Source organism: Nonomuraea solani (genome assembly GCF_900108335.1).
GTDB lineage: Bacteria > Actinomycetota > Actinomycetes > Streptosporangiales > Streptosporangiaceae > Nonomuraea > Nonomuraea solani.
This window is the reverse complement of sequence record NZ_FNVT01000020.1, coordinates 144,031-169,379: the sequence shown is the minus strand read 5'-3', so window position 1 is coordinate 169,379 and position 25,349 is coordinate 144,031. Positions and strand designations below refer to the sequence as shown.

General features: G+C 70.8%; 27 protein-coding genes. 16 read left to right on the top strand and 11 right to left on the bottom strand.

Annotation, left to right across the window (positions count from 1 at the left end; translation table 11 throughout):
• Window positions 1–203 precede the first annotated feature (203 nt).
• The 5 genes from C4V41_RS47085 to C4V41_RS65620 all read left to right on the top strand — a co-directional run bounded on the left by C4V41_RS47085 (window position 204) and on the right by C4V41_RS65620 (window position 4,257).
• Window positions 204–407, top strand: coding sequence for a hypothetical protein (locus C4V41_RS47085; RefSeq protein WP_103962554.1), 204 nt, complete (start codon window positions 204–206; stop codon window positions 405–407).
• Between the two features lie 120 nt (window positions 408–527).
• On the top strand, window positions 528–809 hold the full coding sequence (locus tag C4V41_RS47080) for a hypothetical protein (protein ID WP_103962553.1): 282 nt from the start codon (window positions 528–530) through the stop codon (window positions 807–809).
• A gap of 164 nt (window positions 810–973) precedes the next feature.
• A complete protein-coding gene (gene purB, locus C4V41_RS47075; protein ID WP_103962632.1) occupies window positions 974–2,404 on the top strand; it encodes an adenylosuccinate lyase in 1,431 nt (476 codons plus the stop codon).
• Window positions 2,401–3,132 carry a GNAT family N-acetyltransferase gene (locus C4V41_RS47070; protein WP_200824722.1) on the top strand — a complete coding sequence of 244 codons (732 nt, stop codon included), beginning with the start codon at window positions 2,401–2,403 and terminating at the stop codon, window positions 3,130–3,132. The genes purB and C4V41_RS47070 overlap by 4 nt, the downstream gene beginning before the upstream one ends.
• A 141-nt stretch (window positions 3,133–3,273) precedes the next feature.
• Window positions 3,274–4,257: a DUF4037 domain-containing protein gene (locus tag C4V41_RS65620; protein WP_268808830.1), complete on the top strand. Its 984-nt coding sequence runs from the start codon at window positions 3,274–3,276 to the stop codon at window positions 4,255–4,257.
• A gap of 42 nt (window positions 4,258–4,299) precedes the next feature.
• On the opposite strand, the gene C4V41_RS47060 is transcribed toward C4V41_RS65620, so the two are convergent.
• From C4V41_RS47060 to C4V41_RS47050, 3 genes are read right to left on the bottom strand one after another with little or no spacing between them, the layout of a single operon-like run.
• A complete protein-coding gene (locus C4V41_RS47060) occupies window positions 4,300–5,088 on the bottom strand; it encodes an SRPBCC domain-containing protein (protein ID WP_103962551.1) in 789 nt (262 codons plus the stop codon).
• On the bottom strand, window positions 5,085–5,393 hold the full coding sequence (locus tag C4V41_RS47055; RefSeq protein WP_103962630.1) for an ArsR/SmtB family transcription factor: 309 nt from the start codon (window positions 5,391–5,393) through the stop codon (window positions 5,085–5,087). Before C4V41_RS47055 ends, C4V41_RS47060 begins: the two co-directional genes overlap by 4 nt.
• Before the next feature lie 44 nt (window positions 5,394–5,437).
• The gene (locus C4V41_RS47050) at window positions 5,438–6,193 is read right to left on the bottom strand and encodes a MerR family transcriptional regulator (RefSeq protein WP_103962550.1); all 756 of its coding nucleotides are present in this window, start codon (window positions 6,191–6,193) and stop codon (window positions 5,438–5,440) included.
• Window positions 6,194–6,264: 71 nt separating this feature from the next.
• Between C4V41_RS47050 and C4V41_RS65615 the strand changes: the two genes are divergently transcribed.
• The 4 genes from C4V41_RS65615 to C4V41_RS47030 all read left to right on the top strand — a co-directional run bounded on the left by C4V41_RS65615 (window position 6,265) and on the right by C4V41_RS47030 (window position 10,237).
• Window positions 6,265–7,032, top strand: coding sequence for a MerR family transcriptional regulator (locus tag C4V41_RS65615; RefSeq protein ID WP_103962629.1), 768 nt, complete (start codon window positions 6,265–6,267; stop codon window positions 7,030–7,032).
• A gap of 156 nt (window positions 7,033–7,188) precedes the next feature.
• The gene (locus C4V41_RS47040; protein ID WP_103962549.1) at window positions 7,189–7,377 is read left to right on the top strand and encodes a DUF5999 family protein; all 189 of its coding nucleotides are present in this window, start codon (window positions 7,189–7,191) and stop codon (window positions 7,375–7,377) included.
• Entirely contained in the window at window positions 7,374–7,757 is a 384-nt protein-coding gene (locus C4V41_RS47035; RefSeq protein WP_103962548.1) for an ATP-binding protein, read from the top strand. The genes C4V41_RS47040 and C4V41_RS47035 overlap by 4 nt, the downstream gene beginning before the upstream one ends.
• A gap of 140 nt (window positions 7,758–7,897) precedes the next feature.
• Window positions 7,898–10,237, top strand: coding sequence for an ATP-binding protein (locus tag C4V41_RS47030; protein WP_103962547.1), 2,340 nt, complete (start codon window positions 7,898–7,900; stop codon window positions 10,235–10,237).
• Here the strand turns inward: C4V41_RS47030 and C4V41_RS47025 are convergent.
• Window positions 10,234–10,668: a hypothetical protein gene (locus C4V41_RS47025; RefSeq protein WP_103962546.1), complete on the bottom strand. Its 435-nt coding sequence runs from the start codon at window positions 10,666–10,668 to the stop codon at window positions 10,234–10,236. The genes C4V41_RS47030 and C4V41_RS47025 overlap by 4 nt on opposite strands.
• A gap of 167 nt (window positions 10,669–10,835) precedes the next feature.
• On the opposite strand from C4V41_RS47025, the gene C4V41_RS47020 reads away from it, so the two are divergent.
• Genes C4V41_RS47020 through C4V41_RS47000 form a run of 5 tightly spaced genes read left to right on the top strand, consistent with a single transcriptional unit; the run spans window position 10,836 to window position 15,739 of the window.
• Complete coding sequence (locus tag C4V41_RS47020; RefSeq protein WP_235030817.1) at window positions 10,836–11,228, top strand: GntR family transcriptional regulator; 393 nt, start codon at window positions 10,836–10,838, stop codon at window positions 11,226–11,228.
• A complete protein-coding gene (locus tag C4V41_RS47015; RefSeq protein WP_103962544.1) occupies window positions 11,225–12,115 on the top strand; it encodes an ABC transporter ATP-binding protein in 891 nt (296 codons plus the stop codon). Before C4V41_RS47020 ends, C4V41_RS47015 begins: the two co-directional genes overlap by 4 nt.
• Entirely contained in the window at window positions 12,112–13,158 is a 1,047-nt protein-coding gene (locus C4V41_RS47010; protein ID WP_103962543.1) for an ABC-2 transporter permease, read from the top strand. Before C4V41_RS47015 ends, C4V41_RS47010 begins: the two co-directional genes overlap by 4 nt.
• Entirely contained in the window at window positions 13,155–14,603 is a 1,449-nt protein-coding gene (locus C4V41_RS47005; protein ID WP_103962542.1) for a S41 family peptidase, read from the top strand. Before C4V41_RS47010 ends, C4V41_RS47005 begins: the two co-directional genes overlap by 4 nt.
• On the top strand, window positions 14,600–15,739 hold the full coding sequence (locus C4V41_RS47000) for an alpha/beta hydrolase family protein (RefSeq protein ID WP_103962541.1): 1,140 nt from the start codon (window positions 14,600–14,602) through the stop codon (window positions 15,737–15,739). Before C4V41_RS47005 ends, C4V41_RS47000 begins: the two co-directional genes overlap by 4 nt.
• Here C4V41_RS47000 and C4V41_RS46995 read toward each other — a convergent pair.
• Window positions 15,703–17,976 carry an ATP-binding cassette domain-containing protein gene (locus C4V41_RS46995; protein ID WP_103962540.1) on the bottom strand — a complete coding sequence of 758 codons (2,274 nt, stop codon included), beginning with the start codon at window positions 17,974–17,976 and terminating at the stop codon, window positions 15,703–15,705. The genes C4V41_RS47000 and C4V41_RS46995 overlap by 37 nt on opposite strands.
• Window positions 17,977–18,082: 106 nt before the next feature.
• On the opposite strand from C4V41_RS46995, the gene C4V41_RS46990 reads away from it, so the two are divergent.
• Window positions 18,083–18,334: a helix-turn-helix domain-containing protein gene (locus tag C4V41_RS46990; RefSeq protein ID WP_103962539.1), complete on the top strand. Its 252-nt coding sequence runs from the start codon at window positions 18,083–18,085 to the stop codon at window positions 18,332–18,334.
• A 146-nt stretch (window positions 18,335–18,480) separates the two neighbouring features.
• On the opposite strand, the gene C4V41_RS46985 is transcribed toward C4V41_RS46990, so the two are convergent.
• The 5 genes from C4V41_RS46985 to C4V41_RS61200 form a co-directional block, all read right to left on the bottom strand.
• Window positions 18,481–18,672 (bottom strand): hypothetical protein, encoded by a 192-nt coding sequence (locus C4V41_RS46985; protein ID WP_200824721.1) that lies wholly within the window; start codon window positions 18,670–18,672, stop codon window positions 18,481–18,483.
• A 436-nt stretch (window positions 18,673–19,108) separates the two neighbouring features.
• Entirely contained in the window at window positions 19,109–20,272 is a 1,164-nt protein-coding gene (locus C4V41_RS46980; protein WP_103962538.1) for a tyrosine-type recombinase/integrase, read from the bottom strand.
• Window positions 20,273–20,352: 80 nt separating this feature from the next.
• Window positions 20,353–21,882, bottom strand: a complete 1,530-nt coding sequence (locus C4V41_RS46975) for a helix-turn-helix domain-containing protein (protein ID WP_103962537.1) — start codon at window positions 21,880–21,882, stop codon at window positions 20,353–20,355.
• A gap of 16 nt (window positions 21,883–21,898) precedes the next feature.
• The gene (locus C4V41_RS46970; RefSeq protein WP_103962536.1) at window positions 21,899–23,602 is read right to left on the bottom strand and encodes an enoyl-CoA hydratase-related protein; all 1,704 of its coding nucleotides are present in this window, start codon (window positions 23,600–23,602) and stop codon (window positions 21,899–21,901) included.
• A 263-nt stretch (window positions 23,603–23,865) separates the two neighbouring features.
• Window positions 23,866–24,126: a hypothetical protein gene (locus C4V41_RS61200; RefSeq protein WP_200824720.1), complete on the bottom strand. Its 261-nt coding sequence runs from the start codon at window positions 24,124–24,126 to the stop codon at window positions 23,866–23,868.
• 51 nt (window positions 24,127–24,177) lie between these two features.
• Here C4V41_RS61200 and C4V41_RS46965 point away from each other — a divergent pair, with 51 nt between their 5' ends.
• Complete coding sequence (locus C4V41_RS46965) at window positions 24,178–24,423, top strand: hypothetical protein (protein WP_200824719.1); 246 nt, start codon at window positions 24,178–24,180, stop codon at window positions 24,421–24,423.
• 517 nt (window positions 24,424–24,940) lie between these two features.
• Here C4V41_RS46965 and C4V41_RS46960 read toward each other — a convergent pair.
• On the bottom strand, window positions 24,941–25,195 hold the full coding sequence (locus C4V41_RS46960) for a hypothetical protein (RefSeq protein WP_103962535.1): 255 nt from the start codon (window positions 25,193–25,195) through the stop codon (window positions 24,941–24,943).
• Window positions 25,196–25,349: the final 154 nt, after the last annotated feature.

Sequence of the window (25,349 nt, the reverse complement as noted above, 5' to 3'; positions counted from 1 at the left end):
CGCCGGAGGTGATCTTTTGGAGAGATGACCGACGCCATTCGACCCGTGCCCGCACCAGGCCCGATGGACTTGCGAGGTAGACGCTAGCGGATCCGTTATCGGGTCTCGATCGATTTTCGGCGCTCACGATGGGGACGGTGAACAGGTCGTGCCGTACGGAGTTCGTCGAGGCGATTCAGGGAGGCGTCCGGCCCTGACCCCCCATGCCCCAGACCTATGCCGACGCTGTCGAGCGCCAAGGTGACGCGTCGTTTCTAATCGCGTCGCCGATTCGCGCGCCGTACGGCGACGAACACCACACCTCCCACGGCGAGGAGGAAGAGAACCAGGAGAACGAAGACCACGCCGATGATGAGGAGTTCGGGAACACCGAGGTTCATGCCGTCATCGTATGTACGGCGCATTGATGATCTCTTGCAGTTTCCTTGAGTCACGGATCTGTTCTGGTGTGATCCATTTGGCGATGAGACTCTGTCTTCAGGGCGAGAACTCGGACGTACTCAGTCAGCACCTAGGAGGACACGCACATGCGCACCTTCAAGACCATGGCTGTCGTGGGAAGCGTGGCCGCCCTGGCATTCGGCATGTTCGCCATCCCGGCGCAGGGCATGGCCGGCCCCAATGGTCAGAGAACGCCGGAGGTCTGCCTCAGCTATCTCAACAGCGTCGGTTATCCCACGACCAGTGAGCGGGCCAGGGGCTGCAATTTAGGCTATTACTCCTACAGCAACTGCCTGACCTATCTCGTATCCGAGGCGGCGGTCAACGCCGGCCATGCCCGTCAAGCGTGCTACCTCGCATACTTCTGACCTAGGTCTTTCTGGCCTCTTCGAGGTTCTCTCGCAGCTCCAGGGTGTCTTCGTAGAAGTTGGCCATGTTCTCCGGTCCTCTCGATGCGGCGTCGCCGTTGAGACTCACCTGCCGTTGAGGGCCTCGTCCAGCGATCGCGGGGTGGCCCATACACTTGTCCAACGTGACTTCCAAGCCGCGTATCCCGAATGTCCTGGCCTCCCGTTATGCCTCGGTCGAGCTGGCCCGTCTGTGGTCGCCCGAGTACAAGATCATTGCTGAGCGGCGGTTGTGGCTGGCGGTGTTGCGGGCGCAGGCCGAGCTGGGGATCGCGGTGCCCGAGGGGGCGGTCGACGACTACGACAAGGTGGTCGAGCGGGTCGATCTGGAGTCCATCGCAGCCCGTGAGCGGGTCAGCCGCCACGATGTGAAGGCGCGCATCGAGGAGTTCAACGCGCTGGCGGGGCACGAGCAGGTGCACAAGGGCATGACCTCGCGTGACCTGACCGAGAACGTCGAGCAGTTGCAGGTGCGCGACAGCCTGCTGCTGGTACGCGACCGGGTGGTGGCGCTGCTGGGCCGGCTGGCGGCGCTGGCCGAGGAGCACGAGTCGACGGTGATCGCCGGCCGTTCGCACAACGTGGCGGCGCAGGCCACCACGCTGGGCAAGCGGTTCGCCACGGCGGCCGACGAGCTGCTGGTGGCCTATCGGCGGCTGGAGGAGCTGATCGCCCGTTATCCGCTGCGCGGGATCAAGGGCCCGGTCGGCACCGCGCAGGACATGCTCGACCTGCTCGGCGGCGACCAGGGCAAGCTGGCCGAGCTGGAGGAGCGGGTGGCCGCGCACCTGGGCTTCGAGCACCGGTTCACCAGCGTGGGCCAGGTCTATCCGCGTTCGCTCGACTTCGAGGTGGTCACGGCGCTGGTGCAGCTGTCGGCGGCGCCGTCGTCGCTGGCCAAGACGATCCGGCTGATGGCCGGGCACGAGCTGGTGACCGAGGGCTTCAAGGAGGGCCAGGTCGGCTCGTCGGCGATGCCGCACAAGATGAACACGCGCTCGTGCGAGCGGGTCAACGGCCTGGCCGTGGTGTTGCGCGGCTACTCCTCGATGGTGGGTGAGCTGGCCGGCGACCAGTGGAACGAGGGCGACGTCTCATGCTCGGTGGTACGGCGGGTGGCGCTGCCGGACGCGTTCTTCGCCTTCGACGGGCTGGTGGAGACGATGCTGACGGTGCTGGACGAGTTCGGCGCGTTCCCGGCGGTGATCGCGGCCGAGCTGGACCGGTATCTGCCGTTCCTGGCGACGACGAAGATGCTGATGGCGGCGGTGCGGGCCGGGGTGGGGCGTGAGCAGGCGCACGAGCTGATCAAGGAGCACGCGGTCGCGGCGGCGCTGGCGATGCGTTCGCGGGGCGCGGCCAACGAGCTGCTCGGCCGGCTGGCCGCCGACGAGCGTTTCCCGCTGGACCGGGCCCGGCTGGAGGAGCTGCTGGCCGATCGGGTGTCGTTCACGGGCGCGGCCGCCGGCCAGGTGCGTGCGGTGACGGGGCGGGTGGGCGCGGTGGTGGCGGAGCGTCCGGAGGCGGCGGCGTACCGGCCCGGCTCGATTCTGTGATCCGGGAGCTGCGGTCGGCGGCGGAGCTGCGCGCGGCGTGCGGAGACGACGACCTGGTGATGTGGGCCGCCCAGAGCTCTGGTTCGGGTGGCCGGGCGTGGGTGCTGGGCGACGCGGTGGTGGCCGGGGCGCCCGCGATCTCGCGGCGGGATCGGCTGGCGGTCGCCGGTGGCGCGTCGTCCGCGGTGGAGCTGGTACGGCACGCGCTGGCTGAGCTGGGGCCCTCCTACCGGCCGTTCGGGGACGTGGACCTGGTGGCTGCGGTCACGGCGAAGCTGGACGGGCTGGAGGAGAGCGGCCGGTTCTCGTGGATGAGCCTGTCCGGTGGCGTGCCCGAGGCCGGGGGCGGTGTGGGCTGGCTCGGCGGTGACGCGGAGGTGGCGGCGCTGCTGGCGGCTGCGGCGCCGGACTCGTACGCGGTGCCCGGCGTGGCCGGGGTGCGCCGGTGGGCCGGGTTACGGGACGGCGGGGAGCTGGCGGCGGTGGCCGCGGACGCGTGGTCGGCGCCGACGGTCGGGTTCCTGGCCGGGGTGGCGACGCGTCCGTCCTTACGGGGGCGGGGGCTGGCCGAGCGGGTGTGCCGGTGGGTGTCGCGGGAGCTGGTGGCGGCGCACGGGCGGGCGGCGTTGATGGTGGATGACGACAACGCGGCGGCGATCACGGTGTACGAGCGGATCGGGTATCGGCGGCGGCGGGTGATGGCCTCCCACCCCATCGGCGGCGGGTGATGGCGTCTCACCCCAGGGTGCTGGGCGTTTTCGCACCCGGTGGAAAATCGAGTGAGGTTCGGGCAGGGGTCAGGCACAGTTGACGGCGTGATGTGCGATTTCGTTCCTGGTCTCGAGTTGTCGCGTTCCTTTTATGGCGAGGTGGTCGCGCCACTGGTGTCCGGAGTGCCCCATAGTGCCGCGCTGGTGGGCCCCGGGTCGGAGGTGCTGGAGTTCGACACCGCCCGGTCCGCCGACCATGACTGGGGGCCTCGGGTGTTGCTGTTCGTGGCGCCTTCTCGTGTGGCCGAGGTCGAGGCGAAGGTGGTGGCGGGGCTGCCGGAGCGGTTCAGTGGGTTTCCGACGGTGTTCGGCTATCACGGTCAGGTGCGGCCCGGGGTAACGGTGACGGATCTGGGGTCGTGGCTGGAGGGGGAGCTGGGGTTCGATCCGCGGGCCGGGGTGTCGCTGCTGGACTGGTTGTCGGCGCCGTGGCAGCGCCTGGCCGAGGTGACGCGGGGTGAGGTGTTCCACGACGGCCTGGAGGGCGCGGGGCTGGAGGCGGCCCGGCGGGCGCTGAGCTGGTATCCCGAGGACGTGTGGCGCTACGTGCTGGCCTGTCAGTGGCGGCGGATCGGGCAGGAGGAGCCGTTCCCGGGCCGATGTGGCGAGGTGGGGGACGAGCTGGGCTCGGCCGTCGTGGGGGCGCGGCTGGCCCGGGAGGTGATGCGACTGGCGCTGCTGCTGCGGCGCCGCTATCCGCCGTACGCCAAATGGCTCGGCAGCGCTCTGGTCCGGATGCCGGGTTCGGCGGAGCTGGCAACGTCGCTGGGGGCGGCGCTGGCGGCGCGGACGTGGCGGCAGCGGGAGGAGGGGCTGGCGGCGGCGTACGGGCGGGTGGCGGCGTGGCAGAACCGGCTGGTGCTGGCCGAGCGGCTGGATGAGGGGGTGCGCGCCTTCTATGACCGGCCGTTCCGGGTGATCGACGGGGACCGGTTCGCCGGGGCGCTGATGGCGTCGGTGACGGATCCGGTGATCAAAGGGTTGCCGGTGACCGGGTGTGTGGACCAGATGTCGGATTCGACGGATCTGCTGGTCGTGCCGGGGCGGGCGCGGGCGATGACGGCGGCGGTGCTGGGCCTCTGAGCCTATTGATCTACATTGTAAAGGGCGTGGGTGGTAGAAAAATCACCCCATAAGAGCAACAGCCAACTCTTCGACGCGGATGCGCCAGGCGTTGAGGTACGTGGTGTCGCCGGTGTGGGTGATGACCAGGCGGGGGCCTTGGCCGGTGCCCTCGTTGAGTTCCCAGCGGACGGTGCCGTTCGCGGTGTCGTACTCGAGGAGTTTGCCGGTTTCGGTGCGGGTGACGGCTCCGGTGGTGAGGCCGGGGACGGTGAAGGGGCCGGGCGGTGGGGTGCCGGGGGTGGCGTCGTCGCCGCGAAGCAGGCGCCAGACGTGGTCGGCGGGGTGGGTGAGCTGGCGTTCGACGCGGATGCCGTCTTCTGTGGCGGTGGCGGGCTGGAGGCCGAGGATGGTGACGTAGTCCTCGTGGAGGCGGGCGCTTTGGGCGGGGTCGTTCTGCTGGGGGATGGGGCGGTCGTCGAGGTGGAGGTGGAGGGCCTGGATGCAGGTGTGCCATCCGGTGGCGAAGCTGGCGGCGCCGTGGTGGTCGGTGAAGGTGTGGGTGAAGGTGAGGAGGGTGCCGGTGCCGTCGGGGTGGAGTTCCCAGCGGAGGTCTTCGTCTCCCCAGGTGTGGGCGTAGGTGTGGGGTGGGTTGTTCTCGGTGATGTGGCCGTCGGGGCCGAAGCCGTAGGTGATGTGGTCGCCGTTGATGGTGATGTCGGCGGGGAACCAGTGGGCGAGGTGCTGGGGGTCGGTGATGGCTCGCCAGACTTTGGCGGGTGGGTGGGGGAGGCGGCGTTGCATGCGGAGGGTGGTGCGGCCGTTGGGGTGGAGGGTGAGGGTTTCGTTCATTGGTCGTCTTCCATGGTGTTGAGGTGGTGTTCGAGGCGGTCGAGGCTGTGGTTCCAGAGTTTGCGGTAGGGGGTGAGCCAGGCGTCGATTTCGGTGAGGGGTTGGGGGCGGAGTTCGTACCAGCGGCGTTGGGCGTCTTTGCGGACGGTGACGAGGCCGGCTTGGCGGAGGATGCGGAGGTGTTTGGAGGTTCCGGGTTGGGTGAGGCCGAGGTGGTGGGTGAGTTCGCTGACTTGGTGGGGGCGTTGGAGGAGGAGGTCGAGGATGTGGCGTCGTGCGGGTTCTGCTAGCACGTCGAAGGGCATGCCGGTGAATATACCGATTGGGTTATATGCCCGCAAGGGTATGTTCAGGTGCGGCGGGCGTTGGCGTGGATGGCTTGGCGGAGGTATTCGGCGAGTCCTGGGGTGAGGGCGTCGTAGGTGGCTTTGAAGCGGGGGTCGTCGACGTACATGTCGCCGAGGCAGCGGTGGATGTGGGGGGTGCAGTCGTAGAACCAGCGGGTGATGTGGCCGCGGTGGCGTTCTGCGAGGTTCATGGCGTGTTCGCCGTCGGGGGGCTGGCCGGCTTTGTAGGCGGCGGTGAGGCCTTCGGTGATGGTCTGGGCTTCGGCTTTGAGTTGGAGCCAGTCGGCTTTGGTGTAGGTGGCGACGCGGCGGCGGCTTTGTGCGTATTGCTCGGTGGTGCCCCAGCGGCGTTCGACTTCGGCGTCGTGGTCTTCGGGGTGGAAGGTGCCGAAGATTTCGAAGCGTTCGGCGGGGGTGAGGGTGATGCCGAGGGTGCGGGCTTGCATGGCGCGTTCGATGGCGGTGATGACGTCGTGCAGGCGTGCTTTTTTGCGGGTGAGGAGTTCGTGCTGGCGGCGTAGGTGGGCGAGTTCGTCGGTGTGGGGCTGGTCGAGGATGACGGCGATGTCTTCGAGGGGGAAGTCGAGTTCGCGGTAGAGGAGGATCTGCTGCAGGCGGATGAGGTCGTCGTCGGTGTAGCGGCGGTAGCCGGCGTGGGTGCGTTCGCCGGGGGTGAGCAGGCCGATGTCGTCGTAGTGGTGCAGGGTGCGGACGGTGATGCCGGCGAGTTGGGCGACTTGGCCGATGGAGAAGCTCATGGGGTCCACTGTGCCGGGTGACGTTGCGTGAGGGTCAATGTGAGCTGGACTTTGCCTTTGCGGGAGGCCTCATGCTGGTGGGTGTGGATGAGGAGTTGCTGCCGATCGGGCAGTTCGCGCGGTTGGGCCGGTTGAGTGTGAAGCAGTTGCGTCATTACGACGAGCTGGGGTTGTTGCGGCCGGCGTATGTGGATGCGGAGACGGGTTACCGCTATTACCGGGCGTCGCAGGCGCGGGAGGCGTTGTCGATCGCGTTGTTGCGGTCGTTGGATGTGCCGTTGCCGGTGGTGGGTGAGGTGTTGTCGGGGGCGGCGGGTGCGCTGGCGGGGGTGCGGGATGGGTTGGAGGCGGAGCTGGCGCGGCGGCGGCGGACGTTGGCGGCGTTGGAGCGGGTGATGGCGCGGGGGTTGCCGTCCGCGGTGGTGCGGGTGGTGCGGGAGCCGGCGTTGCGGGTGCGGGTGGTGCGGGAGTGGGCGGCGGGTTCTGAGGATGTGGGGCGGGCGACGTCGGTGGCGGTGGGGCGGTTGCTGGGGGGTGAGGGGCCGGTGCGGCTGGTGGGGTTGTTTCCGGTGGATCTGAGTGAAGTGGTGGAGGTGGTGGTGGGGCGGGTGGCGGAGGATGGTGATGAGGTGTTGCCGGGTGGGAGTTTTGCTTGTGTGACGCATGTGGGGCCGTATGACCAGATTTCTTTGACGGTGCATGCGTTGCTGGCGTGGTGTGCGGAGCGGCGGATCGTGCCTGGGGGGTCGATTCGTGAGGTGTACGTGTCGGATCCGGCGGTGACGTCGCCGGAGGATCTGGTGACTCATGTGATGATCTGTCTGGAGGAGGAGTCGTGATTGCTGAGCTGGTGGCGTATGGGGTGAGACCTCTACCTACGTATGCCTAAATAGGTACCTTTATGGGGATTCTTGGCCTCTTGCTGGGGTGATGGGTGCGAGACGCTCATGGTGTAAGCGCGATCCGCTGAACAGCGGGGAACGAGGAACGACATCATGTGCCACCATCAACCGCCCTGCCCTCCCGCGGAGGCAACCGGCCGTGAGGCCGCCCGTATGGTGGCCTACCATCCCGAGCAGGGGTGGGGGCTGCTGTGCAACGGAGTGGTGAGCTTCGACGACACCGGCGAACTGCTGCCCGACGGCCGTAGCGTCGTCCCCGTCACGATGGGGAGCGCGGCGTGAGCGCGTCGTGGACGCTGCCGTCCCGGCCCGTCTCCGCGCGCACGGCGCGGCGCCTGATCAGGACGCAACTGCTCGCCTGGGGTCTGCAGCACGCCTGCGACCTGGCCGAGCTGCTGGTCAGTGAGCTGGTCACGAACGCGATCCGGCACGCGCGCGGCCTGGTGCGGCTGCGCGTGTCGGCCGTGGACGGGCTGGTGCGCTGCGAGGTCGAGGACGCCACCTCCCGGCTGCCCCGCCTCCGGGCCGCCCGCGACGACGATGAGGGGTCGCGGGGGCTGGCCCTGGTGGCGGGGCTTTCGTCCGATTGGGGCAGTGCGCGTACGCGGACGGGCAAGGTCGTCTGGTTCGAGCTGCCGGCGCCTGTGGCGGTCGCGGCTTAGTGTCCGCCCATGGCCAGGTCAAAACTTGCTGTGGCTTCTTGACCAGGGGCCCCGCGGATAGCGGGCTGGACATAACCTGGTTAACGACGATGAGGTATCGGCGTACATGGTGGTCGCCGGCCCTGGTCGTTCGAGGTGCCATGACAGCGGTGACGACCCAGACCTCCCGGAGCCGGCACGACGGGCTCCCGGCGGAGGTGACGAGCTTTGTCGGACGTCGGCACGAGGTGGCCGACGTCAAACACCTGCTGGCCGCGTCCAGGTTGGTGACCTTGACCGGCACCGGCGGCGTCGGCAAGACGCGGCTGGCGCTGCGGGTGGGCCAGGAGGTGCGGCGGGCCTTCCGCGACGGTGTGTGGCTGGTGGAGCTGGCCGCGCTGACGAGTCCCGACATGCTGGCCGATGTGGTGGCCGAGGCGCTGGAGATCCGCGACCGTTCGGCTTCACGGCCGGTGGACGTGCTGCGTGAGCGCCTGCGCGACCGGCAGACCCTGATCGTTTTGGACAATTGCGAGCATTTGCTGGACGCGTGCGCCGTCCTGGCCGAGACGCTGCTGCGCGCGGCGCCGGAGTTGCGCATCCTGGCCACCAGCCGGCAGGCGCTGGGCATCGTGGGCGAGCACGCGGTGCCGGTGCAGCCGCTGCCGCTGCCCGACTGTGACGGGGTGGTTGCGCCGCTGGAGGCGCTGCTGCAGGCGGAGGCGGTCCGGTTGTTCGCCGAGCGGGCGCGCGCGGTGCTGCCGGATTTCGCCGTCACCGAGGACAACCATGAGGTGATCTGCCGTATCGTGCACCGCCTGGACGGCCTTCCGCTCGGTATCGAGCTGGCCGCCGTCCGGCTGCGCGCCCTGTCGGCCCAGCAGTTGCTGGACCGGCTCGATGACCGTTTTCGCCTGCTCACCGCCGGGTCACGCGCCGTGCTGCCCCGGCATCAGACGCTTCGGGCACTGATCGACTGGAGTTACGCCCTATGTTCGGACGAGGAACGACTGCTGTGGCGGCGAACATCGGTGTTCGCCGGAGGACTGGACCTGGAGGCGGCCGAGACGGTCTGCTCGGGCGGGGGGATCGACCGCCGGGACGTCGTCGATCTGGTGATCGGCCTGGTGGACAAGTGCGTGCTGATACGCGAAGACCATCGGGGCGCGGTGCGGTATCGCATGCTGGAGACGCTGCGCGAGTACGGCCGCGAGTGCCTGGCGGACTCCGGCGAGCTGGAGCCGCTGCGCGAGCGGCATCGAGGTTATTACCGCGCGCTGGCGCATCGGGCGCGGGCGGAGGTGTTCGGCCCCGGTCAGGTGGACTGGTTCCGGCGGCTGCAGGCCGAGCACGCGAACCTGCGCACGGCCCTGGAGTGGTCGTTCGCCGCGCCGGAGCGTGCGGAGGACGGCCTGAGCATGGCCACGGATCTGCTGTATCACTGGATCACCAGTTATTACCTGGGTGAGGGCCGGGGCTGGCTGGAGCGGGGGCTGGCCCTGGATCGCGAGCCTGATTCGGTGCGTGCGCGGGCGTTGTGGGCGTCGGCCTGGCTGGCGCTCATCCAGGCCGATGTGCCGGCCGCGTGCGGGCTGCTGGGTGAGGCGCGGCGGCTCGGGGGGCGGCTGGGTGACGATGCGGTGCTCGGCTATGCCGCGTTGTTCGAGGGCATGGCCGCGATGTGGGGCGGTCGTGCGGAGGAGGCGATCGGGCATTACCGGCAGGCGCTGGAGCGGCATCGGGGCACCGGGGATCCGGCGGGGCTGGCGTTGACGCTGATCCGGTTGTCGCTGGCGTATTCGTTCGTGGGCCGGTCGGGTGAGGCGGTCGCGGCGGGTGAGGAGTGCCTGGCGGTGTGCGAGTCCTATGGGGAGGGCTGGCACAAGGCGTACATGATGATGGCGCTGGGGGTGGAGTTGTGGCGGCAGGGGGAGCTGGGGCGGGCCACGGAGATGGCGCGGGTGAGCCTGTCGTTCAACCGGTCGCTGGGTGATCTGGCGGGGATCGGGATGGATGTGGAGGTGCTGGCGTGGATCGCGGCCTCCGGCGGCCGGCATCAGCGGGCGGCGCGGCTGCTGGGGGTGCTGGAGACGGTGTGGGCGGCGATGGGGGCTCCGCTGTCGGGGTACGGGCATCTGGCGGGCTATCACGAGGAGTGTGTGGCGCGCACGCGTAAGGCGCTGGGTGAGGCGGCGTTCGCGGCGGCGGTGCGGCGGGGTGCGGCGCTGCCGCGGGCGGAGGCGCTGGCGTACGCGCTGCAGGAGGATCGGCCGGTGCGGGAGGCGGGCGAGAAGGCGGGGCCGGCGCCGTTGACGCGGCGGGAGCGGCAGATCGCCGAGCTGGTCGCGCAGGGGCTGACGAACAAGGAGATCGCGGCGTCGCTGGTGATCGCGCAGCGGACCGCCGAGGGCCACATCGAGCACATTTTGACGAAGCTGGGGTTCAATTCGCGCGCCCAGATCGCGATGTGGGTGGGTGAGCGCGGCCGCGACGCGGGTTAGTGCGTCGCGGGGAGTTCGAACCAGGCGATGCGGCCGGTCACGCCCCAGCAGCAGGCCAGCCGGGCGAGGAGCCGGTCGCAGGGGCGCGGGCGGTGGGCGCGGGCTTCGACCTCGCCGCGTACCAGCCCGTCCGCCACGCCGAGCGTGAGTCTGATGGTGGCGGGTCCGGCGCGCAGCGCGTCGCCGACGAGTTCACCGGCCAGGAGTTCGGCTGCGGTGGCCTGGCCGCGAAGGCCCCAGGCGGTCAGGCGGGCGGCGGTGATGCGGCGGGCGCACGGCACCGCGGAGGGCCAGGCCGACAGCAGCCATGACACCTCGCGTTCCTGCGCGGCCCAGCCGGCGCGGACGGCCACGGTGTGGCCGAGGGTCAGCAGGGTGTTCCAGGACGGTGGCCGCAGGGCGGGCCTGGCCTGTTCGTGAGTGGTGTGCACGTCAATCCTTTCCCCCGAGGCTGACGGTACGGCTCCAGCCTGCCGTGGCGCCCGCCGCCGGTGGAACGGGATTTCTCCCCTCTTGGCGAACGTAGGTAGTCGTTCCTTATGATCCTTTAACATTGATAACTCTAAAGTGCTAGCAGGCTAGATAAATGGAGAAGCCGGTGATCGAGTTCCATCTGGACGGCAGGTCGGGTGTCTCGCCGTATCAGCAGCTCGTCCAGCAGGTACGTCACGCGCTACGGCTCGGCGTGCTACGCGAAGGCGACCAGTTGCCGACGGTCAAAGAGGTCGTGGGCCTGCTGGCGATCAACGCCAACACGGTCCTGAAGGCCTACCGGGAACTCGAACACGAGGGCCTGGTGGCCGCCCGGCCGGGTGTGGGGACGTTCGTGACGGCGACGCTCACCGACGCCTCGCTGGCCGCGCACGGCCCCCTGCGGCTGGAGCTGCGGCGCTGGCTGGCCCAGGCCCGCCGCGCCGGCCTCGACGACGAAAGCATCGAGGCCCTGTTCATGACCACTTTTCGGACCACCGCACAGGAGGACATAGCGTGACCTCTGTCCTGCAGGCCCAGGCTCTGGGCAGGAAATACGGCAAGCGCTGGGCGCTGCGCGAGTGCACCCTCGACATCCCGGCCGGCCACGTCGTCGGGCTGGTGGGCCCCAACGGGGCCGGTAAGACGACGCTGCTGAAGCTGGCCAGCGGCCAGCTGGAGCCGACCGCGGGCGGCATCACCGTGCTCGGCGGCCGGCCGGGAAACACGCCCGCGCAGCTGGCCAAGGTCGGGTTCGTCGCCCAGGACACCCCCGTCTACGCCGGGCTGACCGTCGCCGAGCACCTGAGGCTGGGCGCGCGGCTCAACCTGCGCTGGGACGCCGCCATGGCGCGCGAGCGCATCGAACGCCTCGGCCTGGACCCCTCCCAGCGGGCGGGCCGGCTATCCGGCGGCCAGCGCGCCCAGCTCGCCCTCACCCTGGGCCTGGCCAAACGGCCCGACCTGCTGATCCTCGACGAACCCGTCTCCTCGCTCGACCCGCTCGCCCGCCGCGAGTTCCTGCAGGGCCTCATGGAGGCCACCGTCGAGCACCGGTTCAGCGTGGTGCTCTCCTCCCACCTGGTCTCCGACCTGGAACGCGTCTGCGACTTCCTCATCGTCCTGGTCGACTCCCGCGTGCAGGTGGCCGGCGACGTCGAGGAGCTCCTGGACACCCATCACCGGCTCACCGGGGCGCGCCGCGACCCCGACCGGCTGCCCGCCGACCAGCACGTGGTCTGCGCCCGGCACACCGACCGGCAGAGCACGTACGTGATCCGCACCGGCGCCCCGATCCACGACCCCGCCTGGAAGGTCAGCCGGCTCAGCCTGGAGGACCTCGTCCTGGCGTACATGGACCAGCGCGCCACCGGCACCCCGCGGCCCGCCCTGGAGGTGCGGCGATGATCTGGCTGACCTGGCGGCAGTTCCGCGGCGCGGCCGCGATGATGGCCGCCCTGCTCCTCGCCCTGGCCGTCACGCTGGCCCTGACCGGGCCGCGGATGGCCGCCGACTACACCACCGGCATCGCCGCCTGCGTCCAGGACAGCAGCTGCGAGCAGTTCTACAACCGGTTCTTCGGCGCGCATGAGATGCCGTTCATGGCGCTGACCCTCGCCGTGCTGCTGCTGCCCGCCCTCGTCGGGCTCTTCTGGGGGGCGCCGCTGATCACCCGCGAGCTGGAGGCGGGCACGCATCTGCTGGTGTGGAACCAGGGCGTCACGCGCGGCCGCTGGCTGGCGGTCAAGCTCGGGCTCATGGGCGCGACCGCCGTGGCCGCGACCTGCCTGTGCGGTCTCATGGTGACCTGGTGGTCCGATCCGCTGGACAAGTCCGCCTCGGAGAGCCTGGCGCTGATGGCTCCGCTGGTGTTCGGCGCGCGCGGCATCGCGCCGATGGGGTACGCGGCGTTCGCGTTCGTCCTGGGCGTGAGCGTGGGCATGCTGGTACGCCGCACGCTGCCCGCCATGGCGCTCACGCTGGCCGTGTTCCTGACGATCCAGCTCGTGATGCCGCTGCTGGTCCGCGCCCACCTGATGCCGCCGGTCACGGGGACGTTCGAGCTCGGCAAGGCGAACGTGGACAGTCTCGGCATCCCCCGCGACGGCGGCCTGTCGCCGCATGTCGAGCTGGAGCTGTCGGTTCCCGGCCACGCCGGCGCCTGGGTGCTGTCCAGCAGGCTCGTCGAGCCGTCCGGGCGCGTCCTCGACGACACCGACCAGTTCTTCGTCAAGGTCTCCACCACCTCGGGCCCGTGCTCGCCGGCCCAGGCGGGACGCGGGGACTCCTGCATGGCCGAGATCAACCGGCTCGGCTACCGGCAGCAGGCGATCTACCATCCGCTGGAGCGGTTCTGGCCCTTCCAATGGATCGAGACGGGCATCTACGCCCTGCTCAGCCTCGTCCTCACCGGGCTGTGCTTCTGGTGGATCCGCAGGCGCCTGTCATGACCGCCCGACGCCTCACCGCCGGGCTCGCCCTGCCGATGGTCACGGTGATGGCCGCGGTGATGGTCGCGGCCTGTACGGCGCCCGCGCCGCCGCGCGGCCTGGCGGCCACGGCCGGTACGGTCTGCGCCGCCCCCGAGGCGCCGCCCGCCGCGCCGACGGCCACCACGATCGACGTCATCGAGCAGGCCTACTTCTGCATCCTCGGCCGCTACTACAGCGGCGCCACCCTCGACGCGCGGACGCTGCTGACCGCCGGATTCGCCGCCCTGACCCGGGAGCTCAACCGGCAGGGGCGCGACGTGCCCGAGGCCGCCATGCCGGCGCTGACCGGCGACCGCGCAGCCGACTGGGCCGCCTTCGAGGCCGCCTACCGCAAGACCACCGACCAGGTGCCCGGCCTGCGCGACAAGCTGGCCGTCGTCACCTTGAAGGCGATCGTGGCCGCCCTCGGCGACAACCACGCCGCCTGGGCGCCCGGCCCGGCCGAGCGGCCCCCCGGCTACTACGACGGCGACGGCTACGGCCTGGGCGTGCAGGCCAGCGTGTACGGCCCGCAGGTGGACGGCAACCCCGAGGTCGCGCTGGCGCCGCTGTTCGTCACCACCGTGCAGGGCGGCGCGGCGCGGGCCGCCGGGCTGCGGCCGGGCGACATCATCGAATCGATCAACGGGTCGGCGCCGTTCATCGACGGCGAGGCCACACCCGCGATCGCCGCCCTGTACCCGAGCTACCCCGAGGCGCGGCCGGTGCGGCTGCGGCTGCTGCGGCAGAGCACCGGCCGCCGCTGGAACGTCACGCTCCAGCCCGGCCTGTACGAGCGGGACCTGGCCGGCCTGCGCCTGGTGACGTCGAAGCTGCTGGACGACGACGTCGCCTACGTACGGATGCGCGGCTTCGCCCCCGACTCCGCGACCAGGGTGTTCACGGCGATCTCCCGGCTGCGCGCCGGCCGCACCCTCACAGGGGTGGTACTGGACCTGCGCGGCAACGGCGGCGGCAGCCCCGTGGAGGCGACCCGCCTGGTCAGCGCGTTCGCGCACGGCCAGATCACCGCCCACCAGTGCACCGTGGACGGCGCCTGCGAGACCTCCCGCACCGACGACACCGTCGCCCTGGTCGGCCTGCCGCTGATGGTCCTCACCGACCGTGGGTGCGCGTCGGCGTGCGAGCACTTCAGCGCCGCGATCAAGGACCTGGGGGCGGGCCGGCTGGTCGGCACCAGGACCGCCGGCGTCATCTCCGGGCCGGCGCAGCCGTACCTGCTCGGCAACAACACCGTGATCAGCTTCCCCGCCCGGCACCATCTGGGGCCTCGCCGTGAGGTGATCGACCGGATCGGCGTGCCGCCCGACCACCACGTGCCGCCCACACCCGAGGACGCGGCCGCCGGACGTGACGCCGCCCTGGCCAAGGCCCTGACCCTGCTGAAGGGACCTGTTCGATGAGAGCGATCCTGGCCGCCGCGGCGGGGCTGGCCGTCCTGGCCGCGTGCTCGGCGCCCACGCCGCCCCGCTCCGCCGCCCCGTCGCCCACCCCGACCGGCCCGGCCGTGCTGCCCGCCCCCACCGGGCCGCACCCGGCCGGCACCACCGTCCTGTACCTGAAGGACACCTCCCGCCCCGACCCGTGGAACCTCGACGCCGCCGCCCGCGAGCTCAAGGTCACCCTGTGGTACCCGGCCGAACAGGGCGCCGGCCGGCCGGCGCCGTACATGAGCGCCCAGGAGTCGGAGCTGTTCATGAAAGGCTCGTCGATCGGGGGCGTGCCGTACGACACCCTCAGCAAGACCCGCACGAACGCCGTCAAAGACGCGCGACCGGCGGGGCGGAAGCTGCCGCTGGTGGTGCTGTCGCCCGGCTTCACCAAACCGCTCAGCTCGCTGACGTCGCTGGCCGAGGACCTGGCCAGCCGCGGCTACGTCGTGGCCGGCATCGACCACACCTACGAAAGCCACGTCACCACCCTGTCCGGCGGGCGGGTCGCCGCATGCCTGGCCTGCGACAGCGACACCGACCCGGGCTTCGGCGCGGGCGTCGTGCAGGGGCGGGCGGCCGACGTGTCGTTCGTCCTGGACCGGCTGCCGTCGGCGTGGGACGGTGCCGGCCGGATCGACCGCTCCAAGATCGCCATGGTGGGGCAGTCGATCGGCGGGGCCAGCGCCGTGGCGGCCATGGTGAACGACCCGCGCGTGCGGGCCGGGATCGACATGGACGGCACCACCTACGCCCGGATCCCCAAAAGCGGCTTGTCCCGGCCGTTCATGTTCCTCGGCTCCGCGCAGCACGTCCCCGGCGCCGCCTCCGCGCCGTGGGAGCGCGACTGGAAGCTGCTGACCGGGTGGAAACGCTGGATCGTGATGACGGGCACCGACCACCAGTCGTTCACCGACATCCCGCTGCTGGCCGGCGCCCTGGCCATCCGGCCGCCCCACGGCCAGGTGCCCGCCGCGCGCGCCGCCGAGCTCACCCGCACCTACGTGGCGGCCTTCCTCGACCAGCACCTCAAAGGCCGGCGGCAGCCACTGCTGGACAAGGCGTCGCCGCGCTACCCCGAGGCCACGTTCTGCCCCGCGGCCTGCTGAAGAGCGCGCAGGTGGGCGCCCGTCACCGACCCGGGCGCGGTGAGCAGGTCGCGCGGGGTGCCCTCGAACACCACCCGCCCGCCGTGCTTGCCGCCGCCCGGCCCGAGATCGATCACCCAGTCGGCGCGGGCGATCACGTCCAGGTGGTGCTCGATGACGATGACGGTGTTGCCCGCGTCGACGATCCGGTCCAGCAGCGCGACCAGCGCCTCGACGTCGGACAGGTGCAGGCCGGTGGTGGGCTCGTCGAGCACGTAGACGGCGCCGCTCTTGGACAGCTCGCCGGCCAGCTTCATGCGCTGGCGTTCGCCGCCGGACAGGCTGGAGGTCGGCTGGCCCAGCGTCAGGTAGCCGAGCCCCACGTCCACCAGCGTACGGACGCGGCCGGCCACCGCCGGTTCGGTGAAGAAGCCGGCCGCCTGCTCGGCCGTCAGGGCGAGCACGTCGACGATCGTCAGGTCGCGCAGCCGGTGCTCCAGCGCCTCGGGCCGGTAGCGCGTCCCCCGGCACATCTCGCACACCGCCGTCACCGGGTCCATGAACGCCAGATCGGTGTGGATGACGCCGCGGCCCTCGCACTGCGGGCACGCGCCGGTGGAGTTGAAGCTGAACAAGCCCGGCTCGGCCCCGCCGGCGCGGGCGAACAGCCGCCGGATCGGATCCAGGACGCCGATGTAGGAGGCGGGGCTGGAACGGGCGGAGGTGCCGGCGGCGGCCTGGTCGACCACGACGACGCCCGGGTGCCGGGCCGGCAGGACCTCGCCGATGAGGGTGGACTTGCCCGACCCGGCCACGCCGGTGACACAGGTGAGCACGCCGGTGGGGATGTCGACGCTGACCTCGCGCAGGTTGTGCAGGCCGGCGGCGGTGATGGCGAGCCGTCCGGCCGGCGGGCGCGTCACGCTCTTGAGCGCGGTGCGGCGCAGCAGGTGGCGGCCGGTACGGGTGCCGGAACGTTTCAGCTGCTCGACGGTGCCTTCGAAGACGACCTGCCCGCCGTGGACGCCGGCACCGGGCCCGAGATCGATGACGTGGTCGGCGACGGCGATGACGTCGGGGTCGTGCTCGACGACCAGCACCGTGTTGCCCTTGTCGCGCAGGGCGAGCAGCAGCCGGTTGAGCCGGCCGACGTCGCTGGGGTGCAGGCCGGCGCTGGGCTCGTCGAACACGTACGTCATGCCGGTCAGGCTGGAGCCCAGATGGCGGACGGTCTTCAGCCGCTGCCCCTCGCCGCCGGAGACGGTCGAGGTCTCCCGGTCGAGGCTGAGGTAGCCGAGCCCGATGTCGTCCACCCGGCGCAGCGCCCGCACGGCGGCCTCGGCCACCGGGTTGCCGAGCCCGGACAGGACGGCGATGAGGTCGCCGATCTCCATGGCGGCGTGGTCGGCGATGGAGTGCGGGCCGATCCGGGTGGCCAGCGCAGCCTCGTTGAGGCGGGCGCCCTCACATCGCGGGCAGCGGCCCTCGGTGACGAACTCCAGCACCGCGCGCCGGTTCTTCTCCGACAGGCCCGACAGGTCGCGTTTGAGGTAGAGGCGGGTGAACCGGTCGGCGACGCCTTCGTAGCCGACCTTGTTCAGGGTGCCGTTCTTGCCGCGGACGTCGACGGTGAAGCCGCCGCCGTGCAGGAGCAGCTCGCGCTCCTCGGGGGTGTAGTCGCGGACGGGCCGGGCCGGGTCGAACGTGCCGGAGCGGGCGTAGATCTGCCACTGCCAGGTGCCCACGCCGAACAGCGGGAACCGGATCGCGCCCTCGTCGAGCGAGAGGTCCTCGTCGAGGAAGGCGTCCAGGTCGAGCCGTACGGCGCGGCCGAGCCCGTCGCAGCCCGTGCACATGCCCTGGGGGTCGTTGAAGGAGTAGGCGAAGGAGTAGCCGACGCTGGGGAAGCCGTAGCGGGAGAACAGGACGCGCAGGATGGGCAGGATGTCGGTCATCGTGCCGACGGTGGAGCGGGAGTTGCCGCCGACGGGCTTCTGGTCGACGACGATCGCGGCGCCGAGGTTGTCGATCGCCTCGGCGTCGGGTTTCTCGTAGGAGGGCAGCCGGTTGCGGACGAACCAGGAGTAGGTCTCGTTGAGCTGGCGCTGCGACTCGACGGCGACGGTGTCGAACACGACGGACGACTTGCCCGACCCGGACACGCCGGTGAAGACCACGAGTTTGTTCTTGGGGATGCGCAGGGACAGGTTCTTCAGGTTGTTCACCCGCGCCCCGGTGATCACGATGCTGTCGTCCATGCCCGCCACCGTAGACGACCCCGCCGACATTTTCCGTATGCCGTACGGCACACCGTACGGTTCGGGGCGAATCGGTATTTTTATCCCGGGGTATAGAGTGAGCGTCATGGTGCGACCCCCGCTGACTCCCGAAGAGCGGCTCCGCGGCGAGCAACTCGGCCTGGTGCTGCGCCTGGCCCGAGGCGAACGCAGCATCGTCGAGGTGGCCGCCGCGGCCGGCATGTCCGCCGAAACCCTCCGCAAGATCGAGACCGGCCGCATCGCCACGCCCGCGTTCTTCACCATCGCGGCCCTGGCCGACGTGCTCGGCATCTCCCTCGACCACCTCGCCGACCACACCACCCCCGCCCCCACCTGACCCTTTTCAGAGGGTACGGATACGCGCCCGGCGTACGTCCCGATCGCCCGGCCGTGAACCACCCACAAGGTTCATGGGCAGTCACTCACCCGGGACCTACGCCGCCTTGCGGTAGACGCGGAACGCCCCCGTGGCCAGGAAACCCATCATCCTGACCGCCGCCGCGAGCAGCCCCAGACCGCACCCCGGCCGGAGGGCGCGAGCATCGCCTGCCGCGCCGTGGCGACCGCCCACTCCACCGCGTTGTACGCGGCCACGTCCCGGACCCAGCCCGGCGCGAGGTCCATCACGGCCGAGCCCAGGAACATCAGCGGCAACGTCGTGAACGGGGAGATCACGATGAGCGTCTCCTGCTGCCGGGTCGGCGCCGACCGGCCCGGCACCGACCGTCAGGCGCCAACCCGGGAAAGCGCCCGCACCCGGGTCGGCACCACTAAGCGGGTGCCGACCCGGGCGAGCAACCGGGCGCCGCCGCCTCGGTCGGGCACTGATGCCGGCGCGCCACCCCCGTGGTGCGCCGGCACAGGCAGACCCACCGACGGAGCGCCAACCTGGGAGGGCGCCGACCATTGGGCGCCCAGCCGAGCAGACCCACCGGCGGAGCGCCGACCCGGCGTCGCCCCAACCGAGCGGGCATCGACCCGGGCAAGCGCCGACCGATCAGGCGCCGACCAGGGGCAGGGGCTGACGATCAGTGCCCGACCGTCGTCTGCGTGAGGCTCCAGCGCCTGTGCGGGGCTGCTCGTTTCGGTGCCCCCAGGTTCGCGGGGCCGGTTATGGGGTGGGGCGGTCACGGAGGAGGGGGTGGGTGCGCATCGCCACCTCCAGTTCGCCCGGCAGATCATCGCGGTAGCGTCCCAGCGTCGACAGGTCGCCGTGTCCCAGCACCCGCCGTACCGCGTCCATGTCCACCGCGTCGGCCAGCAGGTGTGTCGCGGTGGTGTGCCGCAGCCCGTGCGGGGTCACCGAGCGTCGCTGGTCGGGGTCCACGCGCCGCTGGACCCGGTCGATGACGGCCTGGACGTCGCCGCGGGCCAGCCGCCGCCCCCGCCACGACAGCAGCAGCGCCTTGTCCGGCACCTCCGGCCGGCCCCGCGCCAGGTACGCCTGCAGCACCAGCGCCACGTCGTCGGGCAGGGGGACGTCGCGGGTGCGGCCGCCCTTGCCGAAGATGCGCCAGTAGCGCACCCCGTCGTTGGTGTAGAAGTCTTCGACGTTGGCCCGCACCAGCTCCGACACGCGCGGCCCCATCGTGGCCAGCAGCAGCACGATCACCGCGTCGCGCAACTCGGTGCGCTGGTCGCGGCGTTTGCCCTGCTCCGGTGGCGTCTCCTGAAGGGCCTGCGCGGCCCCGATCAGGCCCTGGGCCTGTTCGCGTGTCAGGGCCCGCCGCTCCGGCCGCAGCCCGCCGCGCTCCTTGGCCGTCACCGCCGACTGCGTCATCGGGTTGAGCTGCACCCAGCCGGCCAGCGTCGCGTGCTTGAACAGCGCCGAGATCGACCGGCGGAACCGGGCCTGCGACGAAGGTGACTGCGACTGGGCGTGGGAAGGGGACGGCGATGGGCCGCGCCCCTCGGACGTCGCTCGGGCGGCTGCGGCCTGGCCGGTTCTTTCAGCCCCCGCACCGCCGGCCCCCTCCGCCGCCGAACCTCCGGCTCCCTGGCGGCCGGTCGCGCCAGAGCGGCCCGAGCGGCCGCCGGCGGTGCGGCCGTCCGGTTTGCGGGCGAAGGCCAGCAGGATCGCGTCCACGTCGGCGCCCGTCAGGTCGTCGAGCACCGCCTGCTCACCGGCCAGCTCCACCAGCGTCGCCACGTCGCGGGCGTAGACCTCGGCCGTCGAGGCCGACAACGCCCCCGTCAGCGTCTTGGCCCGGACCAGCTCCACATAGCGGTCCGCCGCCTCCGCCACCGTCACCCGGTCGAGCTCCGCAGGCCGCACCGGCGCCCCCTTTCACCTTGCCCAACACCCAGCCCAGCAAAGATCCAGGAACGACGGTAGCGGCCCTCACCGACAGAAAGTCAGATGTCGCGGAACGTCTCGATGCGCGCCCCCAAGGCGTTCAGGCGCTCGGCCAGGTCTTCGTAGCCGCGGTTGATCACGTACACGTTGCGCAGCACGGAGGTGCCCTCGGCGGCCATCATGGCCAGCAGCACCACGACGGCCGGCCGCAGGGCGGGCGGGCACATCATCTCGGCGCTGCGCCAGCGCGTCTGCCCCTCCACCAGCACCCGGTGCGGGTCCAGGAGCTTGACCGAGGCGCCCAGGCGGGTGAGCTCGGTCAGGTAGATGGCGCGGTTGTCGTAGACCCAGTCGTGGATCAGCGTCGAGCCCTGCGCCGAGGCGGCGATCGCGGCGAAGAAGGGCACGTTGTCGATGTTGAGGCCGGGGAACGGCATCGGGTGGATCTTGTCGATGGGGGAGACGAGCTTGGACGGGCGGACGGTGAGGTCGACCAGCCGGGTGCGGCCGTTGGCGGCCGGGTATTCCCTGCCGCGGTCGTGGTCGAGGCCCATCTCCTCCAGGACGGCGAGCTCGATCTCCAGGAACTCCACCGGGACGCGGCAGATGGTCAGCTCGGAGGAGGTGACCACGGCGGCGGCCAGCAGGCTCATGGCCTCGACCGGGTCTTCGGAGGGGGAGTAGTCGACGTCGCGTTCGATCGTCGGCAGGCCGTGCACCGTCAGCGTCGTCGTGCCGACGCCCTCGACCCGAACGCCGAGCTCTTCGAGGAAGAAGCACAGGTCCTGGACCATGTAGTTGGAGGAGGCGTTGCGGATCACGGTGACGCCGTCGTGGCGGGCCGCGGCCAGCAGCGCGTTCTCGGTCACGGTGTCGCCGCGCTCGGTGAGCACGATCGGCCGTGACGGCGACACCTCGCGGTCCACGCGGGCGTGGTAGAAGCCGCCGGTCGCGGTGATGTCGAGGCCGAAGTGCTTCAGCGCCGACATGTGCGGCTGCACGGTGCGGGTGCCGAGGTCGCAGCCGCCCGCGTACGGGATCTGGAACTGCTCGGTGCGGTGCATGAGCGGCCCCAGGAACATGATCACGCTCCTGGTACGGCGGGCCGCCTCGGTGTCCATCGCCTCCAGCTCCAGCCGGGCCGGCGGGATGATCTCCAGATCGCTGCCCTCGTTGATCCAGCGCGCCCGGACCCCGATGGAGGCCAGGACCTCCAGGATCCGGTAGACCTCCTCGATCCGCGCCACCTTGCGCAAGATCGTGCGCCCGGAGTTGAGCAGCGACGCGCACAGCAGCGCCACGCACGCGTTCTTCGACGTCTTGACGTCGATGCTGCCCGACAGGCGGCGCCCGCCCACCACCCGCAGATGCATCGGCCCGGCGTAGCCGAGCGAGACGATCTCGCTGTCGAGCGCCTCGCCGATCCGGGCGATCATCTCAAGACTGATGTTCTGGTTGCCGCGCTCGATCCGGTTGACGGCGCTCTGACTCGTCGCCAGGGCGTCCGCCAGCTGCAGCTGTGTCCAACCGCGATGCTGACGCGCGTCCCGGATCAGCCGGCCGATCCGCACTAGATAATCATCTGCCACAACAGGCAACCTTATCTCACATATGAGATGCGCCTGCGCCCGAGGGTGCCGACGCGCCGGTCAGTTCACGATGACGGGCCAGGTGGTCGGGCGTCGCCACCGCCTTGGCCTTGTGCACGAACGCCTTACGCGCCTGGCGGAAGGCGCTGCGGTCGTCGAACATGTCACGGCTCATCTCGGCGAGCTCCTCGGCCCGGTAGGCGTCCAGCGGCTTGCGCCGCTCGTCGACCTCCCGCACCTGCCGGCGGCCCGTCAGAAGCCGATCGTAGCCGGGATCGGCGGCCAGCCGCTCGGCGTACTCCAGGACGCGCCGTTCGAAGTCGAGCCGGGAGCCGGCCAGCACCTTGTCGGCCAGCCCCATTTCGGCCGCCTCGGCGGCGCTGATCGGCAGCGCGTCCTGGGTCAGGCGGCGGGCGCGCTCGGCGCCGACGCGGCGCGGCAACACGTACGTCCAGTATTCGCTGCCGAACAGGCCCATCGTGCGGTAGTGCGGGTTGAGGACCACGCCGTCGCGGATGATGACGCGGTCGGCGCCGAGCCCCATCATGACGCCGCCCGCGCCGGCGTTGCCGCCCAGGGAGGTCACGACGAGCTGGGCGGTGCATCCGACGATCTCGCGGCAGACCGCGTTGATGGCGTTGATGTTCATCCACGCCTCCAACTCGGGGTGGCGGGCAGCCTCGATGACGTTGAGGTGGATGCCGTTGGAGAAGGTCTCGCCGCCGCGTACGACCAGGACGCGGGTGTCCTGGGCGGCGGCGTAGCGCAGGGCGGAGGCCAGGCGGCGGCACTGGTCGGTGGACATGGCGCCGTTGTAGAAGTCGAAGCTGACCACGCCGACGCCTTCGCTGCGGTCGTAGGTGATCTCGCTGTAGCCGGACCGTTCGGGCGCGGTGGCCACGAGGTCGCCGAGGGCCATGGCGGCGGGGAGTTTGACGGCGCCGTCCTGTTCGAGGCGCAGGTGGCCGACCCAGACGGTGCCGTCGCCGGTGTGCACGAGGACGGCGCCCTCGCGCCGGGCGGCGACCTGGCCGGCGGGGCCGCTCACCTCGGGGCCGCGGTAGACGTCGAACACGCGTACCGGCAGGTCGAACAGCCGGGTGCGGCCGCCGGGGGAGCCGTCGGCGGCGCGGACCCGGCGCAGGATGTCCTCGGTCGGCTCCTCCCAGGAGAACTCGCGGTCGGCGTGCCGCATCGCCCGCCGCAGCCGCCCGCGCACCTCGGGCAGGCGGTAGTCCAGCGGGGTGGGCGTGAACGAGGCGTCGCCCGCCTTGGCGGCGACCTCGGCCACCAGTTCCACGGCCGCGTCGGCGACGGGCCCGTTGTAGAGGGCCGACTTGCGCGGCGCCTCGGCCGGCATCGGGAAGGTGCGGTAGCCCCAGATCGGGCCGGCGTCCATCTCCTCGACCGCCTGCAGCGCCGTCACGCCCCATTCCTGTTCGGCGTCGGTGATCGCCCAGTCCAGCGACGACGGGCCGCGGTCGCCGGGCGGGCCCGGGTGGATGATCACCGTGCGGTGCGCCCGCCACAACCCGGCCGGCACCCGCTCCTTCAGGAACGGGCAGATGACCAGGTCCGGTTTGGCCAGCTCGGCCGCCTCCACCATCGCCGTCTCCGAGACGGCCAGCTCGACGCTCACGTCGTGGCCGGCGCGGCGCAACTCCAGCCAGGCACGCTGGGTCAGGCCGTTGAAGGAGGAGCAGAGCAGCAAGATACGCAACGCGGGACTTCTTTCCAGGCGGGGGAGCACGGCACCGGGGCAGGGACCTACACAGGCCTAGGGAGCGGGTCGACCCACCGCTCCCGGGCATTTACGGCAGTCCCATATGACCCATACATACCTTCGATGCTGACACGAAACATCCACTGCTGGTGACGATTCCCCGCAAAAACCCGCCCTGACCAGCCCCAATTGACCCGCTTTGCCCGAAAAAATCCCGTTGGGTAGTCGCTCCACTACCACCCGCCCCGGCCCGAAAACCCCTACGATTCGACCCGGGCGGCGGCCTCGGCCAGGAACACGTCCACCACCCCGTCGCCCACCCGGACCGGCGCGGCGCCCCACCGGTTGCGCGGCGGGTCGGCCCGCACGGCGCGCGACCGGCCCTGCAGCTCACGCGAGGCGGCGAGCAACGTGGCCGCCCTGGCACGGCCACCGGCCTGCCAGGCATGCAGCGCGTCCAGGACGCTCACCATCGCCCGGCCCCACCCTTCGGTCGCCTCCAGCCAGGACGCGGCATCCACGGCGAAGGCACGTTCGCCGACACCGAGATCACCCCCTACCCGGCCACCGCAGTGAAGATCAACGGCACCACCTTCACCTTCTCCCGGCCCACCCTGCCCGACTGGCACACCCTGACCATCCTCGACAACGGCCAGCCCAAGACCTTCGCCACCACCTACGGCTCAGGCGCCAAGCCGCACATCATCCGCGGCCGCACCACCCGCGCCGCCGAAACGGTCACCATGTCCGCCACCGGCCCCGTCATCGCCGTCCCGGAGGACTACGCGGGCAACAAGGCCACCACCATCCTGCGATGACCCCCGCCGGCGCGGCCGCACCGGGTGAACCCTTCACGGCCGCGCCGAACCCCCGCCCACGGCCATGACCTCACACCACGCGCCGCCCTGCCCGCGTCCGTCGCAGCGAAGCATTTCCGGCCAACAGGTGCGTGTTCAGCTTCGCCCACCCGTCCGGAAAGCGCTTACCGACGCCTGAAAGCCGCCATCGCCACCCTGCGCTGTGTCCTTCGCCGCGGACGGCCGCTTGGTGATCACTTTCGGCTGAGCCGTCCCGGGGGAGTGGCCGGCGGGGATGTCGTCATATGCCGCGCCGACAGGCCGTTCCCTGTAGCCGTCGCCGACGACACCCACCGCGTACGCACGCCCTGGCCGTACGCACCCGCGGCCGGCGTCGATGCGCGGAGTGCCGCCAGGCGTCATGGTGAGCACCGCTGATGATCTTCTCTGCGCTGAAGATTCCCATACCAAACAGAAGCCCCATTCTGTTTGGTATGGGATTGAATGTCGGTTTCCTGGGTCGGCAGGGGAAGAGCGGTCACAGGCGGTTGACGAAGCGGGCGGCCGAGCGCTGGCTCATGCCGGTCTCGCCGCGTACGAGGAAGACGGCTTCCTGAATCTGGCCGAGCGCCTTGAGCTCGCGGGCCTGGTCCACAAGATCGACGCGGATGCCGGGCCGGTTGCGTGGGCTCTTGGTGGCCCTGACGGCGAAGATGATCAGCCAGATGGCGGCCGCGGTGATGACGGCCGTGAGCGCGATGAGGCTTGGGGTCCCGATCTCCAGGGGGCGCATGGTGGGCGTCTTCCCGGGTGTGCGGGGTTTATGCGGGCTTGGTGTTGGTTGCTTGATAATGAACATTATGTCAAGTAGATGTGATCGGGCTCCCCTGTACGGGTGGGATCGATGGGTTCGAAGTGAAGATTTTTTAGCGGCGCCGCAGTAGGCT